Raw genomic sequence first — 17,227 nt, forward strand, 5'->3', positions numbered from 1 at the left:
TTTGAAAGCCATGGCAGATGCCATGGCCTGAGTCCTCAGAAGTTGTGACCGGCGGTATCAGGCTCCAGCGAGGTGATCCCCAGTTTTCCAGCTACCTGCTCAATGCTACCGGTCTGTTTAACCAGCGCCATGATCGCCGCATTGATAATCTCAGCACCCTTTTCATTGCCAGGGGCAATCATCATGTCAAACGGCATCGGCGCTTCACTGCTCTCGGCCGCGGCGACCATGACTTCAAGCGCCTGCATACTGGAAGCCAGGTCAGACTTCACACGCGTATCCAGCTCAGTGTCCTGGGTCGCAACCAGATCAGACAGGGACGGGCCTTTCAGCTCTTCACCACTGGTACTGACATAGCGCCCCAGGTAGACGTTCTGGATACCTTTGGCGTTGTAGTAATGAGAGTTATGCGTGTTGTCACTGAAGCAATCGTGCTCATCTTCATAGGAATTGGCTTCCAGAGCAACTTTCATGCGCTCACCAGCCAGCTCACCCAGCGACAGAGATCCCATGCCGAACAGCATGCGCCGTACAACTTCTGATGTATCAGCGGCCAGCAATTCGGCGCGATAGTTATCCTGCGCACCCGGTGCCCACTGTGCAACCATCCACTCCAAGTCCTGAACCAACAGCTCGGATGCAGCCGTCAAGTACTGGCCGCGGCGGTCACAATTGCCATTGGTGCAATTTTCGCCCTGCGCGAAGTCACTGACGGAACGCTCACCGGCACCTACGGCAAAGCCGTTCAGGTCCTGCCCCCAGAGCAGAAACTCGATGGCGTGATAGCCACTGGCCACATTCGCTTCGGAGCCGCCGATTTCGTTCAGATCTGCCAGCAGCTGCGGGGTGATTTCACTGACATCGATGGTTTCACCGCCGACCTGAAGGCTTTCACTGGCAATGATGTTGGCCAGAGCGCCTTCATTGCCCAGTTCATACTGGTAGTCAGCCTCTTTGACGTAATCGATCATGCCCTCATCCAGCGGCCAGGCGTTGAGCTGGCCTTCCCAGTCATCGACAACGGCATTGCCGAAGCGAAATACCTCAGACTGCTGATAGGCCACTCGTGCTTTCAACCATGCTTCACGTGCTGACTGAAGATTGGCTTCGGTCGGTGATGCCAACAGTTCTGCAATTGCCTGTTTCAGCGCCTGTGCCGTGACCAATGAATCTTTATAAGTGGCATGGGCCAGATCCGCATAATGCACTGCCACCTGTCGTGGCGTGACTGCTTGTTGGCTCGCAGCAGACTGTTCAACTGCCTGTGCGGGTTGGGTATTCACTGATACCTGCTCAGCTTCCGATTGGTTACAGGCCGTCAACACAACAGATGCGGATATGACCAGCGCAAGGGGTTTCCAGGTAAAGCGCGATGACATAAGACAAGCTCCCTCTGATCAATATTGATAATGAGATAGATTACTATTAACCATTGTCTGATTTATTGATCCTGAGCACAAGAGGTTGCAGTAAGACCACAAAGCGCTTCATGAAAATTTCATAGAGAATAGAGCCAGCGCCTTCTCATCAGGAGCGAAAGCGCCGCGCTACAGCTGCGAGAGCGAATCCACTCAGTGCCGAGAGGCAGGGACACCTGGCTTGCCAAGCATAATCGATACCAGTCCAGCGCCTGCCAACACCCAACAGTAATGAATGTTGCCCGCAAGCAAGAGCGGCGACAGTCCAGCTATCGATCCAGCCAGCAGCACCTGAGCACCATAAGGCAGCATGCCCTGAACGACACAGGAGAAAATATCCATCAAACTGGCACTGCGGCGCGGGTCAACACCGTAGCGCTCGGCAATGTCCCTGGCCAGGCCACCAGAAATGATAATCGAGACCGTATTATTGGCAGTACAGATGTTAGTCAGCGCCACGGCGGCACTGATGCTAACCTCACCTGAGCGGCGATGCTTCTTGGGATCACTGCTCTGGCGCGACAGCTTGTCAATCATGCCGGAGAGCCAGACCAATCCTCCCTGAGACTTCATCAGAGCCCCCAAACCGCCAATCAAGAGCGACAGGATCAGAATTTCCTGCATGCCGGTATAGCCCGCATAGATATCCTTGGACCACTGTGCGATTGAGTATCCATCCATCGCAAACAGCCCCACGCCGCCCGCCAGCAGAATCCCCACAAACAGTACAACCACGACGTTCAACCCTGACAGCGCCAGCACCAGCACAGTCAGATAAGGCAACACGCGCAGCAACTCGTACTCACCCGGCGCCTCCACCTGAGCACTGCTGCCCTGAATATAGAGCCAGACTAGTGTCAACAATGCTGCCGGCAGGGCAATCTTGAAATTGAGTCGAAACTTGTCTTTCATTTCACAGCCCTGGGTACGGGTCGCAGCAATGGTGGTATCGGAGATGATCGACAGGTTATCGCCGAACATGGCACCACCCACCACTGTACCGATTGCCAGCAACAGGGACAGGTCGGTCGCTTCCGCAACACCGACCGCAATGGGAGCGACTGCGGCAATCGTGCCCATGGACGTTCCCATGGACGTGGCGATAAAGGCCGTAATCACGAACAGGCCCGGCAACACGAACTGGGGCGGGATGATACTCAGGCCAAAATTAACGGTGGCATCCACACCCCCCACGGCCTTGGCCACACTGGCAAAGGCACCCGCGAGCAGAAAGATCAGTGCCATCGTAATGATCGTATGCTCGCCCACACCGCTGATAAACGTCTCGATACGCTCATTCAGCCTTCCCTTTTGCAGGATCAGCGCCAGGACAATGGCAGGCAGAATCGCTACGGGAGCCGAGATCTGGTAGAAGGCGAAATCAACACCGGCAGACTGGTAGTAGAGACCACTGCCAATAAACAGCGCAAGGAACAGGCCCAGCGGCAACAGAGCCAAAGGCGATTGTCGAATCATCGGTCATCATCCGTTCTGGGTTACGGCGATCAGCCGCAACGTTCTTCCGTTCAGTCTGGTACACCGACACGAAAGCGGAAAGAGGAAGTACACGGGATCACTGCCGACGGTTCATGGAGCCTGCAGTTGCGTGCGTGGAAACGCGCAATTCTGTCACAATAAGCATAAAAACTGAACAGCTTATAACCATCACTCGATATTGACGATCCAGTCTGGCCCCAGTTGCTGCATCTGACGCAATACCCAGTCAGTACGCTGGCGCACATGACGCGAAGGCGGCTGAGCCGAATAGACCCAGGGGTTGGGCAGTATCGCCGCCAGCCGTGCAGCCTCATTCCGGCTCAGCCGCTGTACCGGCTTGCCAAACCAGTACTCGCTTGCCGCACCAACACCATACACACCGGGGCCGAACTCGACGATATTAAGATAAACCTCCAGCGTTCGCTGCTTGCCCCAAACCTGTTCCAGCAACAGCGCCAACGGCAATTCAAGTCCCTTGCGGGTCCAGTCACGTCCTGGCCAGAGGAACAGGTTTTTGGCAGTTTGTTGGGTCAGGGTGCTGGCTCCGCGCAGAGACTTCCCGGCTATCGCATCGCGTATTGCCTGCTCCAGCTCCTTGAAATCCACCCCCCCATGCAGGGGAAAACGCTGATCCTCGGCCGCAACCACCGCCAGCTGCATGTAAAGAGGAATGGCATCCAAATCCACCCATTGGTGGCGATAGCGCTCGGGATAGCCTTCGGGCGTTGTAATGCCGCGCCAGACCATCCAGGACCAGAACGGCGGGTCCACATAACGCAGCGCCACTGTCACAACCGCGGTTACAATCAACCATACCAGCAGGGCACGCCAAAGCACTCGCCACAGGGGACGAAGCAGATAACGGGATAAAAATGAAGGGTTGGAAGCGACCACATGAAGTCCTGTCTGATAATGCGTCTATTGCAGCAAAATCAGACCGGAATGTCAGCCGCCTTCTGCAGACACTGATACCAGTAGTTGACCATGGCCGGGTCAGCCTGACTGACCTGCACCGGCGCGAATAGCGGTTTGGCACCCGCCTGCTGCAGTTGACCGGCAACCGACAGACCGAAGGCACAGAACTGTGGATAACTGCGATCCCCCAGCGCCAGCACGGCAAAGGGCAGGTCCACATAGCGCTTGAGGTCATCGTTGGTTGGCCAGCGATCCCCTGTGCGCGGGGCATCACCCTGGCCAGTGGTACTGGCGACCAGCAGCAGCGCCTTGGCGGGCAGCGACTGATCCGCCAACCGGTTCAGCTCGGTCAGGGCTGCAGTGCAGCCCTGTTTGCCCAGTCGCTTGCGCATCTGCTGTGCCAGCTGGCGGGCGGTGCCGGTTTCAGTGGCATAGGCGATCAGGTAGTCCGCTTCACCACTGACAGCCGGTTGCTGCCGCTGCCTGCGCACCTTTGCCCGCCACAACAGCAGGGCGTAGGCCAACAGCACCAGCGTTGCCAGCCACTGCCGGCCCGAGCCAAGGTCCTCCATCTGCCAGACCAGCGCCGTGGTCAGCGCCAGCAGTGCAAGAATCAGTTTGCCTGCATGCCTCAAAGCGGCAGCACCTCCAGAGTAGCGCTGTAGCTCAGACGACGCTTGGCGCCTTCAAGCAGCTTGCTGTCCCGCTCTGCCTCAACTTCCAGCCAGTACATGCCCGGCTCGCTGAACTCCAGATTGACCTGACCCTTGGCATCGGATTTCACAATGATCTCTTCAACCTGATCACGATAACGGATGCCGTGACGGATCAGGGTGACTTCGAGATCAGCCGCCGGCTCACCATCGAGCAAAAAGCGAAACTCCACTGGTTCGCCAGTAAACAGATCATTCGGATGGGTTACCGGCACCAACTCGATGCCCTGACCGCTGGTTTTGAAGTTAGCATCGGTCGGGGCGCCCTTGGTGACAAACACCTGCATGCGACTATCGATTTCACTCAGGCGCAGATCTTCCGCTTCAGCCGGAATCTGGCTGATTTCGTCTACACTGCCGCGCCAGCGTTTCATCTCACCTTCCAGTTTGTAACGACCAAACACGCCCTGGTTGCGGTTTTGCAGAGTGTAAGTACCCTCTTCTGCCAACTCCACATCAAATACCGAACGGTATTTCCCAGTAGCCTGATTCTGCGCTTCAACCAATTTACCACTCGGCGACAGAATCTCCAGATTGTTCAGCTGCAGTGGGTGGTGTTCAAAATAGAACAGATTGTTGGAGATGGCGCCGTCTACGGTGACCCAGGCGTTTTCGCCAGACAGGACGGTCGCGGAGGGCAGCATCCAGGCACGATGCGCCTGAGCTTCGATGGAAGCGCCCATGCCCAGGGCCAGCAGTGAACAGGCAGCCAGTTGTTTCAGATTCATTGTATTCTCCTTGTTTGAATGGGGACGGTTACACGAGCGCAATCACTCAAAACCGCTGCTATCAGGGCTTGAGTGAGAGGGTTACACGACCCAACTCATGTTCGCCGTTCTGAGTCTGCTCGCTGGCGGCCGCAACCGGCCAGGTGAACGGGAGCTTGAGCAGCTCACGGCCACCCACTTCACGGGCCGCTTCCACCACCAGCTGATAGTCACCAGGCTTCATGGCCACCAGCCCTGCATGCTCATCACCAAAGGTCAGCGAGTGGGTGCCCACCGGGCGGGTTGCGCCCGAAAGGCCATCCACCGGAAACTCCAGCTGACGGCCGCTGCGACGCCACCACTGGCGCAAGTCCTTGAGCCATTTGGTGCCTTCGTTGTCTTTCAGCTCCAGGTCGTACCAGACCGCCAAATCGGTCTGATGCCGCCCCTTGTCGGTTTCGATCCAGATCGCTACATAGGGCCGGTGGTATTCCGCCACCTGAAGCGCCGGTATCTCCACATTCAGTTTCAACTCAGCGGCCATGGCGGTTGAACTGCCCACAGCCAGCAGCGCAGCCGCTGCCGTTGTTTTCCATTGCATAAACGCTCCTCGATCAAAATGCACAGTCAATGCACCAGCAATATGGCAAGCAGCAGCGGCACCATGACACCCAGCCCCGTAATCGGCCAGACACTGATCCGCTCCCGCGCATGTAAATAGAGAACCCCAAGCCCCGTCAGGCAGAACACGATGCACAGCAGGGCGAAGAGGTCGATGAACCAGCTCCAGGCGGTGCCGGTGTTACGCCCCTTGTGCAGGTCATTCAGATAGGAGATCCAGCCACGATCGGTGGATTCATACAGCAGCTCGCCGGATTCGAAATCCACACTAAGCCATGCATCACCGCCGGGACGCGGCAGCGATACGTAAAGTTCATAATCGGACCATTCAGGCTGGGCGTTACCCAAACCTATGCCCTCTTTCGCAAGCCAGCGACGCAGGTCTCCGGGCAGATCTGCCGGAGAGGCTTCAGCCCGAGATGACAGCGACTCAATCAGTTCGGGCGGGAGCCGGGCCTCAATGGTCTCAACCACCGGCGTAGCCGGAATCTGCCCGGCATGATTGAGGGTGATACCAGTGAACGCAAACAGCAGCATGCCAAACAGCGCCAGCGCCGAGCTGATCCAGTGCCAAGTCATCAAACGGCGCAGCCAGCGGCTGCGAGCCTGAGCATTCCCTTGCGCGCCTTCAGAGACACGCTCCATTTCAGTTTGATCAACACTCATCACGCTTTGTGTTGCCCCATTCATTACCACGACCCCATCACCGGCAGAGCGCAAAAGACTATAACAATTCTCAATCACCATCAACGAATGATAATGATTATCAGTGTAAAGTTTTGTATCCTGCCACTGCGTTATTGGGGAAACCGCGGGAAAAAAACAAATTTAATCTAAATGATAATGATTCTTTTTATTGACGTTTTTATTTTTGGTTGCTAGATTCCCTCCCACTTGAACACCCGTGTCAGGTTCGCTGTATATAAAACCAATTAGAAATGAGAAAAGGATAGAGACGTGAGGAAGTCACATTACCGCACTGCTGCAATCGCCTTGAGTGCCGCCATCTCTGCATCCATCCATGCGGAAGAAGCCGTCAAGCTGGATACCATGGTGATCAGTGCCGCTGGTATCGAGCAGAAACTCACAGATGCACCTGCATCCATCACCGTAATCACCCGTGAAGAGCTGGACAAAAAACCCTATATCACTCTGCTGGATGCAGTGCGTGAAGTAGAGGGTATCGATGTGGGTGAAACTACTGACAAAACCGGCCAGGGTGGCATCAGTATTCGTGGCATGGGGGCTGATTACACTCTGATCCTGATCGACGGCAAGCGTCAGAACAACGTGGGTGACATCTATCCGAACAACTTTGGCGGCAACCAGTTCAACCACATCCCGCCCAAGGAGATGATCGAGCGCATCGAAATCATCCGTGGCCCGGCCTCAACTTTGTATGGAGCCGACGCACTGGGTGGCGTCATCAACATCATCACCAAACGCAACAGTACCGAGTGGCACGGTTCGGTTTCACACAGCCGTACCCATCAGACCAACGACGACTTCGGCAATGACACCACAACCGATTTCGCCGTAAGTGGCCCATTGATTCAGGACACTCTCAATATCGGCATTCGCGGCAGCCTGTATGAGCGTGATGCTTCAGAACCCAATTTTGCTGAGATTGTTGACCCGAACGGTAACCCGGTACCGCGTGAGCTGGGCTATGGCGCTGGCGGCAAAACCACCGAGAATGAAAATCATAACCTTGGTATCCGGCTGGATTTCAAGCCGGCGGATAATCAGAATCTGAGCTTTGATTACGAGACATCCGAGCAAACCTACGACAACAAACCATCCGATGGTGCAAACCCTCTTGGCACCACTGACAGCGTTAACCGTTTGCCGCGTGCAGGTTACGCCCTGGAGCAGCAGTTCAGCCGTGATCAGTTTTCCGTACGCCATGAGGGTGACTGGGCCTTTGGCCACTCAGATATCACCTTGCACCATGTTGCCACCAGCAATGATGGTCGCACTCTGCCACTGACAGCAACAGAAAGACTGCAATATGACCAGATGGTGGCTGACGGTGCGACGGATGCCGAGATAGAAGCGGCATTGCTGCCTCGCCCCAAACGAGCACTGGAGACCCGCCAGACCACTCTGGATGTCAAACTGGACTCACAAATCGGTGATCACTGGCTGGTATATGGCGGTCAGTACATTGATGCCGAAATGGAAGATGGCACGTTCGGCATGAATGGCAGCGGTTTTGCCGATGGCAGCGTACAGAAACACAAGCAGTGGTCGCTTTTTGCCGAAGACAACTGGGGGATGACTGATGCCTTCACTCTGACGGGCGGTGTCCGTTATGACCACCACAATATTTTTGGTGGTCATATCAGCCCTCGCGTCTATGCCAACTGGAATCTGACACCCGAGTGGACTCTGAAAGGCGGCGTCAGCACAGGCTATAAAGCCCCCAGGCAAGCGATCTGTATAACGGCATCACCGGTTTTGGTGGTCAGGGTACACGCCCCTTCCATGGTACGCCGGACCTGCAGCCTGAAACGAGCGTCAACAGCGAGTTGGCGATCTACTACTCACATCCGGAAGGCCACAACTTTAACGCCACCATATTCTCGAACAAGTTCAAGGACAAGATCGAGAGTGGTGATGGTATCTACCACTGCGATGACCCAGCCGCAGACGGTGGCAACTGCGCCAACCTGGCACCGGAATGGAATCAGGTGCTGGGCGATGGTTACACCTTCAGTCAGCTGATCAACATCGACAGTGCCAAAATTGACGGTATTGAGTTGGCGGGTAAATATCAACTGACACCCACACTATACCTGCGCGCCAACTATACCTACACCGATGCGCGCATCACCAGCGGTGCCAACGAAGGTCAGCCTCTGAGTGGCACAGCCAAACACATGGCCAACGCAACACTGAACTGGCAGGCAACACCGCAATTCAGCACCTACCTCACCGCTGAAATGCGTTCAGAGCGCTTCACCAGTACGCCACGCGGCTGGTCATCTGACGTGGATTACCCGGAATTCTACAAGGACTACACCATCTTTCATCTGGGTGCGAGCTACAACGTGACGAAGAACTTCACGGTCAACGCACGCATCAACAACCTGCTGGATGAAGATTTCACCAGCTACCAGACCATTTTCACAACAGAAGATGGCGGTACAACCTGGGATCCCAACTACATCGACGACTACAATGTGAAAGCGAAATCACGCAACTTCTGGCTCTCCGCCAACTACCGCTTCTGACCAGAAGCAACCCTCATTCATTTGGCGCTCCTTGTGGGCGCCTTTTTTATGCACCGAACTACAATGCAATGACGCCCACTGCCTGCAAAAAGATCACCAGGATAATCACCGGTACCAGATAGCGCATGAGCCGCAACCAGATACGCAACACCCCCTTGCGTGCACCCAACTCTTCAGCCGTATGTTCCGGCTTCATAACCCAGGCTGTGAACAACGCCATGCACAAAGCCCCCAGTGGCAGCATCCAGCCAGAGGTAAGATAATCCAGCGCCTCAAAAAATGTCTTTCCGGCCAGGGTCCAGTCGGCACCGATATTGAAGGAAAATACTGTACCCAGGCTCAACAACCAGATGCCCCCGCCACCGAGCAGGCAGGCTTTAAGCCGCGACATGCCACGCTTTTCTGTCAGCCAGGCAATGGCCGGCTCAATCAAGGAGAATGCCGAGGTAAGTGCCGCTACCGACAGCATGACGAAGAACAAGGTACCAAACAGCGTGCCAAACGGCATCTGACCAAAAGCGATTGGCAGGGTTACGAAAATCAGCCCAGGACCACCTGCCGGTTCGAGACCATGCGCGAATACAATCGGAAAAATCGCCATGCCCGCCAGCAGCGCAGCCGCTGTATCCAGTATGGCAATCAGGATGGAGGTGCGCACAATCGACACCGACTTGGGCAGGTAGGAGCCGTACACCATCATCGCACCACCGCCGATGCTCAGGGTAAAAAAGGCATGCCCCAGCGCCAGTAAAATGCCGGAAGCGCTGAGCTTGCTGAAATCGGGGCTGAACATGAAGGCGGCCGCTTGTGCAAAGTGACCACTGCTGGCGGCAAAGCCCACCAAGATAACCAGAAACAGGAACAGCAGCGGCATTAACAGATTAGCAGCCTTTTCCAAACCACTGCGCACACCCCGTCCGACGATCCCCAGCGTCAACACCAATACCAGCGTACCCCAGCCAATCAATACCCACGGGTTGTGCAGATGCGCATCAAATTGCTGCCCGATTTCAGCTGGCTGCAGCTGGGCAAATACACCACTGGCGGTCAAAGGGATATAGGCCAGGGCCCAGCCAGCTACCACCACATAGAAGCTGAGCAACAGAAAACCGGTCAACACGCCCAACCGGCCGACGTTTTTCCACAGTGGGCTGGCACCCGCCTCCTGTGCCAGAGCCGCCATGGAGTTGACCGGATTCTGCTGACCGCGCCGACCGATCAGTACCTCGGCCATCAGCAGTGGCAGCCCCAGTACAGCGATACATGCCAGATAGACCAGCACAAAGGCACCGCCGCCATTTTCACCAGCGATATAGGGGAATTTCCAGATATTGCCCAGCCCGACCGCTGCACCGGCAGCGGCCAGCACGAAGGCAAGACGGGTGGACCATTGCTGTGCGGGCATTCGCCCGGCAGAGGGGTTCGATATGTTGTTCATGACAGGATTCCGCTTGGATCAGCGGGATATCCTGCCATAAAAGCAATGCGTTTTCTGCCGCTTAACTACGGCTCTGTACCTGCTCCAGATAATTCAGCCAGCTCTTCGCCTGATCACGGGTACCATTGTACGCACTGGCACGTTCAAAGCTGGAACGCGCCTGTTCATATTCGGCGCGGTTGATATCGGCAATGCCGCGCAGCAAAAGCAGCTCAGCCGCATCCGGCTTAAGCGCAACGGCCTTATCAATGCTGCGCTTCATGTCACTCCAGCGCTTGAGCTGCAGCTCCAGGTAGGCCAGCTGACGCCAGGTGTCATAATCCGGCTTGCGCTCGGCGATGCGCTGCAGGGTCTTGCGCCCCTGCTCATAGAGCTTAGCATCCAGCTGTGCCTGAGCCAGCAGGCGCTGGTGCTTGAGAGTATTACGCACAGTGCCCGCCCGCAGGGACTGCTGCAACACTTCGGCGGCGCGTTGAGGGATACCCTGCTGCATCATCAACTGCACCAGCCAGATATACTGTCGTTCTTTCTGTAGATGGCCACCAATCCAGGCGGCACGCAACGTTGCCAGCGCATCAGCGTGACGCTCACGAATCTGATATACACTGGCCAGCTGCTCCCAGTACTGAGACTTCTGTGGATAACGTTCAGTCAGCAGTTCCAATACAGCTGTCGCGCCTTGCCACTGCTTAAGCTGGAAGTGTGCCGCCAGCTGCAGACGATACCAGTCTTCGGGGGCACGGCCTTTAATTCTGATTGCGGTCTTGATGGGATCAACGACTTTTTGCCATTGCTCCTGTTGCGAATAGCCCTGTGCAAGCAATAGATAGTCATCGGCACGAATTTCACTGTCTGCCATCCCGGCCGCACGCACCAGTTGCATCCAGTGCTCCAGAGACGCGGTACCCTTCTTCCATTGATCCAGTGTTAACTGCAATTGAGCCACCGTGTGCAGCAACCGGCGCTGATCCTGTTCGGTCAGTGCCTTCAGCTCCCAGGCGGCCTTAAACTGCTTCAGCGCTTCGGCCTCACGTTTCTGCTGAAGTGCCAGGTTACCGCGAAACTGGTGCATATAGGCTTTACCTGGTGGGCTCAGATCCTGCTGCGCAAGCTTGTCCAGCACCTCGGTCGCCTTGGCGAACTGCTCTTGTGCCATCGCCTGTTGCACTGCATTCAGCTGCTGCAGCACAAAAGGAGATATGTTCACCGTTTCGGCCCGGACAGCACCGGTCAAACTCAGCAATAACAGTAACGGCAACAGGATGATCGTGCGCTTCATGTGATTACTCCAACTTGAATTCCAGACGCTGACGGGTTCGGAACGGCACGGGCTGCCCCCCTTCAGTCAGCGGATTGAAGCGCCAACGCAATAGCGCGCGCTCAACGGCACTGTCAAACATGCCCGGCGGTGAAGACTCGACTATTTCAAACGAGTCAGCGACGACATGCCCGGAGCGATCCACCGTAAATTCGGCGACAACGAAGCCTTCTATGCGACGCGTCAAGGCACGCCGCGGGTATTGCGGATTCATTCGTGAAACCGGCGTAGCATTGAGGTTCATGCTGATACCCGGTGAAGGCGCCGGGGCCGCAACAGCCTGGGCGGCAGACAGATTTGCAGCGGCATTGATGCGAATGTTCATATCCAGGTTGGGCGTTGGCATATCCAGCGCAACCGTTGGCATATTGACCGCTTCCGTCTGCTGTATGGCAGGCGGTTGTGGTGTATCCGGCTGCTGTATCACGGGCTCAGGTGGCGGCAGCGATTCGCGCTGGCGCAATTGTACCTCTGAATCCAGCTTTAGCCGGTGAAGGTTGATGTTTGTATGATCCGTCATTACCGGTGGTTCACTGCGACCGATACCGGCAAGATGCGCCATTAACATAAACAGCAACAGGCTGACCAACACAGCCCCGGGCAGGAACAACAGCGCTCGCATCAACCCTTACCCTCGCGGGTGGCGACTGCAACCTGCTCAATACCGGACAGTTTCACCTGATCCATGACCTGTACCAGCAAACCGGTTTTAGCGTCCTTGTCCGCCTGAATCATCACACCCAGATCGGGCTGCTCCACCTTGAGCCGCTCCAGTGTGGGTCGAATCATACGGATATCCACCGGCTGCCGATCCAGCCAGACTTCATCCTGCGCCGTAATTGCCAGCATCACGCCCTGGCTTTCCTGCACTTCAGACGTATCCGACACCGGACGTTCAATCTCGACTCCGGCCTCTCGTACAAAACTGGTCGAAACAATAAAGAAAATCAGCATGATGAACACGATATCCAGCATCGGTGTCATGTCGATTTCGGCATCATTTTCCAGCATTTCCAGATTGAGTCGTTGCCTCATCCTCTGGCTCCTGTGATATCAAGACGGGTACGTTGCAGCTGGCTCCAGCGGGCAAGACGGTTCCACAGCAGCAGTCCACTGACGGCCATTACCATGCCTGCCAGCGTTGGCAGGGTCGCACGGGCCACACCAGCGGCCATAAGACGAGGGTTACCGGTACCGTTCAAGGCCAGGGTGTCAAACAGGTGGATCATGCCGGTCACGGTGCCGAGGAGCCCGATCAGCGGACACAGTGCTATCAGGGTTCGGATCAACGGCAATGCCCCCTGAAGATCCAGCAGCAGGTCCGCTCGTTCAAGGCCTCGCAGTGCGCCAGGCTGTTGCTTACGGTAGGCACGGATACGGCGCGGGAAATCGACCCAGCGAAACCAGAGCCGCTCCAGTAGAAGCGTCCACAGCAGCAGGCTGACCAGCAGCAGTGCCCAAAGCACAGGACCACCCGCCTTGAAAAAGCCCTCCAGTGCTGCCTGATACTGGGACAGATCAGGCAGCATGGCGCGCCTCGTCCGCATCACTGAGATTTGCACGCTGCGTGGCCAGCAAGGCCAGCCCCTTCTGCTGCAGCAGCTGCAGCAGGCGACGGCTGCGTGAAGCCAGCAGGCTGTGGCAGAACAGCAGCGGTATCGCCACACACAGCCCCAGCACTGTGGTCATCAGCGCCTGGGAAATGCCGCCAGCCATCAGTTTGGGGTCACCGGTTCCGAACAAAGTGATGCTCTGGAAGGTGCCGATCATACCGGTTACGGTGCCCAGCAGGCCCAGCAGTGGTGCAACGGCCGCGACCAGTTTCAGCAGTGTCAGGCCACGCTCAAGAATGGGGGCTTCCTTGAGAAGCGCCTCATCAACTCTCAATTCGGTTTCATCAGTCGTACGGCCCGCTTCTCCCGCCTGCATCACTCGGCCCAATGGATTATTGCTATGCGCCTGCTGCGGCTGGCGCAGCTGCTTGCGTACACTCAACTCGACTGTGATCGTGGTCATCAGTTTCCAAAGCGCAACCAGCAGACCAATGCCACCCAGCGACAGAATGATGTAACCCACCAGCCCACCCTGTGCGATGCGCGCCTTCAGATCGGGGGTTTGTGCCAGCAACGCCAACAGATTGCCTCGACTGGGGTCGACGACCACCACATTGCCCTGCCCGGCCATAAAATCACGGGCCTGCGTGATCACGCCACTGTCTGGCTGCACCGGCAACTGCTGCAACACACCGTTTTCATAGTTCAGATAGCGGCCTTCAGATGTCAGGGCCGTGAACGGACCAATCCTCAACACATTTGTTTCGGAGCGACTGCCATCAGGCTGCACCACCGAAGCGGTAAAGGGAGCAACCTCTCCCGTAGCAGTCATTTCCTGCTGCAGCAGGAACCAGAGTCCCTCCAGCTCGGCCAGTGAAGGAATACGCTTGAGCTCGGCGAAGGCCAATAGCTCATCACGCTGGGGGTATTCTGCCGTGATCAAGGAGTCAGACAGCTGTCCCTGAAGTTCCTGTGCCTGCTGCTTGACCACACCAAACACCTCACCCAGCTGTCCGCTGCGCATGCGCAGGGCTTCGCCCTGCTCAGTTAACGCATCCTCATTGGCCTGAAATTCGGCCTTCAATCTTTCCTGCTCGGCTTCGGCCGCCGCCATTCGCTTCCTTGCATCATTCAGCAGGGCCAACTGGCGATTATGATCACCCTGAAATGCCTGCAAGCGCTCGGCATCCTGACTGCGATCCCGAGATACATCTGAACGAATCTGCTGCAGCAATTTCTGCAATTCATCGGCCTGAGCCGGCACACTTAATATGATGGCACATGCCACGAGCGCGATCTTCATGACCTGTTTCACAGTGAACCTCCTGTCAGCTCAAGCGGCAGTTCCAACAACTCAGGTACAGACTGCTGACGCGCAACGCTGATCGCCTTGCGAATCGACCAGTTGTGCGATGCATCCATGACTTCCCAGCCATCTTCGGCTTTGCTCCAGCGACCACTCTCTTCACCATTCAACGTCTGGTAGTACAGCCCCACACGCCCCAGTCGCAGGAAGGTTACCTCTCGCTCCGACCCATTCTGGCTCAGCAACCCGGTCCAGGCTTCCAGCGTACGGCCATACTCGGCTTCGATTTGATAGGCTTCAAGAATCTGGCGATATTTCTCCGCCAAACTGACATCGGCCCGATCCATCAAACGTGCCAGCCTCTCCGTCCGTTGCTGGCGCTCTTCAAGCAGGAACGGCAGGTCAGCCGCGACGAACTGTTCCAGCATGGCCTGCATGCGAACCAGAAGAGGCAGCGTAGCCTGCTCGGTTTCAGCCAGTGACACTAGCTGTTCTTCAATATCGGCAAGTTCACGGGACTGATCGTCAATCATGCGTGACAACTGCCGGTTGTAGGCTTCCACCAGATCGGCCTGACGCAGGATCGCACTGTACTCTTCGTAGTTTTCCCGAGTCTGGCGATCCAGCTGATCGATGTTACGCTGTACCTGTGCGCCTTCTCGATGACTCTGTTGCAGTGTCTGCTGCGCCTGATCGAGTGGTCCTGCCTGGACCAGCAGCGACACTGAGCAGCCTAGTGCAAGCAAAGCGGCCTTACTGTGTATGGACTGCATGATTAACCCAATATGTAATTTTAATGAAAACGATTCGCATTATTTAATCTATTGTTGTGAAATGCAACCCTGAATTGGTATTGAAGCTCAGACACCTTGGTGTCGAATCGTCAGACCCAACAACAAAAAAACCCGCCGAAGCGGGTTTTTTTGTTACAGCGTATTATCACAACACCACAGGTGTCACACCGCCTTGTGGGCGATAATGTCCTTCCACTTGGCCGGGCCGGTGGTGTGAACAGACTCACCGGACGTATCGACAGCCACGGTAACGGGCATGTCCTTCACTTCGAACTCGTAGATCGCTTCCATGCCCAGTTCCGGGAAGGCGATAACGTCAGCGTGCGTAATCGCCTTGGATACCAGGTAAGCCGCGCCACCTACCGCCATCAGGTATACAGCCTGGTTGTCCTTGATCGCGTCGATGGCAATCGGGCCACGCTCGGACTTGCCGATCATGCCCAGCAGGCCTGTGCTTTCCAGGATCTGACGGGTGAACTTATCCATACGGGTAGAGGTAGTCGGGCCAGCCGGGCCGACCACTTCATCACGCACAGGATCAACCGGGCCCACGTAGTAGATAAAGCGGCCTTTCAGATCCACCGGCAGCTCTTCGCCGTTGTTCAGCATTTCAACCATGCGTTTGTGCGCGGCGTCACGACCGGTCAGCATCTTGCCGTTGAGCAGGATGGTTTCGCCGACTTTCCACTCTTTCACCGCTTCCGGCGTGATCTCGTCCAGATTGACACGACGGGTATTGGCGCCGACCTCGAAGGTCACTTCCGGCCAGTCATCCAGGCTAGGCGGCGTCAGTACGGCCGGGCCGTTGCCGTTCAGGGTGAAGTGGGTGTGACGGGTGGCGGCACAGTTCGGGATCATGCACACAGGCAAAGACGCGGCGTGAGTCGGGTAATCCATGATCTTGACGTCGAGAATGGTAGTCAGACCACCCAATCCCTGAGCGCCAATGCCCAGGGCGTTGACCGCGTCCATGATCTCCAGGCGCAGCTCTTCGATACGGTTCTGCGGGCCACGCTCGCGCAGTTCGTGAATATCGATCGGGTCCATCAGCGACTCTTTCGCCATCACAGCCGCCTTCTCGGCGGTACCGCCAATACCGATACCCAGCATACCCGGCGGACACCAGCCGGCACCCATGGTCGGTACGGTCTTGACGATCCAGTCCACGATGCTGTCGGATGGGTTGAGCATCGCCATCTTGGACTTGTTCTCGGAACCGCCGCCCTTGGCCGCAACGTGTACTTCCACTTCGTCGCCTTCAACGATTTCGTAGTGGATTACCGCCGGGGTGTTGTCCTTGGTGTTCTGACGCTTGCCAGCCGGATCAGCCAGGATAGAGGCGCGCAGCACGTTATCCGGGTGCATGTAGGCGCGACGTACGCCTTCGTTGACCATATCGGTCACGGACATTTTGGCGTCCCACTGTACGTTCATACCCACTTTCAGGAACACGGTCACGATGCCGGTATCCTGACACAGCGGACGGTGGCCTTCGGCACACATGCGTGAGTTGATCAGGATCTGCGCCATGGCGTCTTTTGCCGCCGGGTTTTCCTCTTTCAGATAGGCTTCGTGCACACCCTGCACAAAATCGATCGGGTGGTAGTAGGAAATGAACTGCAGCGCATCGGCGATGCTGCTGATGAAATCATCCTGGCGAATAACGCTCATTGACGACTCTCCAATCTGGCTGGTTTGGGTTCACTGAGGT

The 17,227-nt window shown here is 56.3% G+C and carries 15 protein-coding genes and 1 pseudogene; 1 reads left to right on the forward strand and 15 read right to left on the reverse strand.

Annotated elements, in window-relative coordinates; translation table 11 throughout:
* Positions 1-35 precede the first annotated feature (35 nt).
* The 7 genes from ACAM29_RS10895 to ACAM29_RS10925 form a co-directional block, all read right to left on the reverse strand.
* On the reverse strand, positions 36-1,379 hold the full coding sequence (locus ACAM29_RS10895; protein ID WP_369624124.1) for an imelysin family protein: 1,344 nt from the start codon (positions 1,377-1,379) through the stop codon (positions 36-38).
* A gap of 192 nt (positions 1,380-1,571) precedes the next feature.
* Entirely contained in the window at positions 1,572-2,894 is a 1,323-nt protein-coding gene (locus tag ACAM29_RS10900) for a Na+/H+ antiporter NhaC family protein (protein WP_369624125.1), read from the reverse strand.
* Between the two features lie 189 nt (positions 2,895-3,083).
* Complete coding sequence (mtgA, locus tag ACAM29_RS10905; RefSeq protein WP_369624126.1) at positions 3,084-3,809, reverse strand: monofunctional biosynthetic peptidoglycan transglycosylase; 726 nt, start codon at positions 3,807-3,809, stop codon at positions 3,084-3,086.
* A gap of 38 nt (positions 3,810-3,847) precedes the next feature.
* Positions 3,848-4,465: a flavodoxin family protein gene (locus tag ACAM29_RS10910; protein WP_091821612.1), complete on the reverse strand. Its 618-nt coding sequence runs from the start codon at positions 4,463-4,465 to the stop codon at positions 3,848-3,850.
* A complete protein-coding gene (locus ACAM29_RS10915) occupies positions 4,462-5,271 on the reverse strand; it encodes a DUF4198 domain-containing protein (protein ID WP_091821615.1) in 810 nt (269 codons plus the stop codon). Before ACAM29_RS10915 ends, ACAM29_RS10910 begins: the two co-directional genes overlap by 4 nt.
* 61 nt (positions 5,272-5,332) lie before the next feature.
* Positions 5,333-5,851 (reverse strand): DUF2271 domain-containing protein, encoded by a 519-nt coding sequence (locus ACAM29_RS10920; RefSeq protein WP_369624127.1) that lies wholly within the window; start codon positions 5,849-5,851, stop codon positions 5,333-5,335.
* A 26-nt stretch (positions 5,852-5,877) separates the two neighbouring features.
* The gene (locus ACAM29_RS10925; protein WP_369624128.1) at positions 5,878-6,561 is read right to left on the reverse strand and encodes a PepSY-associated TM helix domain-containing protein; all 684 of its coding nucleotides are present in this window, start codon (positions 6,559-6,561) and stop codon (positions 5,878-5,880) included.
* Positions 6,562-6,921: 360 nt separating this feature from the next.
* Here ACAM29_RS10925 and ACAM29_RS10930 point away from each other — a divergent pair.
* Positions 6,922-9,107, forward strand: a pseudogene (locus ACAM29_RS10930) (TonB-dependent receptor).
* A gap of 58 nt (positions 9,108-9,165) precedes the next feature.
* Here the strand turns inward: ACAM29_RS10930 and ACAM29_RS10935 are convergent.
* The 8 genes from ACAM29_RS10935 to ACAM29_RS10970 form a co-directional block, all read right to left on the reverse strand.
* Positions 9,166-10,545 (reverse strand): sodium-dependent transporter, encoded by a 1,380-nt coding sequence (locus tag ACAM29_RS10935; protein WP_206839419.1) that lies wholly within the window; start codon positions 10,543-10,545, stop codon positions 9,166-9,168.
* Between the two features lie 61 nt (positions 10,546-10,606).
* Positions 10,607-11,824, reverse strand: a complete 1,218-nt coding sequence (locus ACAM29_RS10940; RefSeq protein ID WP_369624129.1) for a tetratricopeptide repeat protein — start codon at positions 11,822-11,824, stop codon at positions 10,607-10,609.
* Positions 11,825-11,828: 4 nt separating this feature from the next.
* A complete protein-coding gene (locus ACAM29_RS10945) occupies positions 11,829-12,485 on the reverse strand; it encodes an energy transducer TonB (RefSeq protein WP_369624130.1) in 657 nt (218 codons plus the stop codon).
* A complete protein-coding gene (locus ACAM29_RS10950; RefSeq protein WP_091821634.1) occupies positions 12,485-12,898 on the reverse strand; it encodes a biopolymer transporter ExbD in 414 nt (137 codons plus the stop codon). Before ACAM29_RS10950 ends, ACAM29_RS10945 begins: the two co-directional genes overlap by 1 nt.
* Positions 12,895-13,392, reverse strand: coding sequence for a MotA/TolQ/ExbB proton channel family protein (locus tag ACAM29_RS10955; RefSeq protein WP_369624131.1), 498 nt, complete (start codon positions 13,390-13,392; stop codon positions 12,895-12,897). The genes ACAM29_RS10950 and ACAM29_RS10955 overlap by 4 nt, the downstream gene beginning before the upstream one ends.
* Complete coding sequence (locus tag ACAM29_RS10960) at positions 13,382-14,731, reverse strand: MotA/TolQ/ExbB proton channel family protein (RefSeq protein ID WP_369624132.1); 1,350 nt, start codon at positions 14,729-14,731, stop codon at positions 13,382-13,384. The genes ACAM29_RS10955 and ACAM29_RS10960 overlap by 11 nt, the downstream gene beginning before the upstream one ends.
* Complete coding sequence (locus tag ACAM29_RS10965) at positions 14,728-15,495, reverse strand: DUF3450 domain-containing protein (RefSeq protein ID WP_369624133.1); 768 nt, start codon at positions 15,493-15,495, stop codon at positions 14,728-14,730. Before ACAM29_RS10965 ends, ACAM29_RS10960 begins: the two co-directional genes overlap by 4 nt.
* Before the next feature lie 183 nt (positions 15,496-15,678).
* Entirely contained in the window at positions 15,679-17,187 is a 1,509-nt protein-coding gene (locus tag ACAM29_RS10970) for a fumarate hydratase (protein ID WP_091821644.1), read from the reverse strand.
* Between the last annotated feature and the right edge of the window lie 40 nt (positions 17,188-17,227).

Source organism: Marinobacterium sp. BA1, from assembly GCF_041155135.1.
Taxonomy (GTDB): domain Bacteria; phylum Pseudomonadota; class Gammaproteobacteria; order Pseudomonadales; family Balneatricaceae; genus Marinobacterium; species Marinobacterium iners.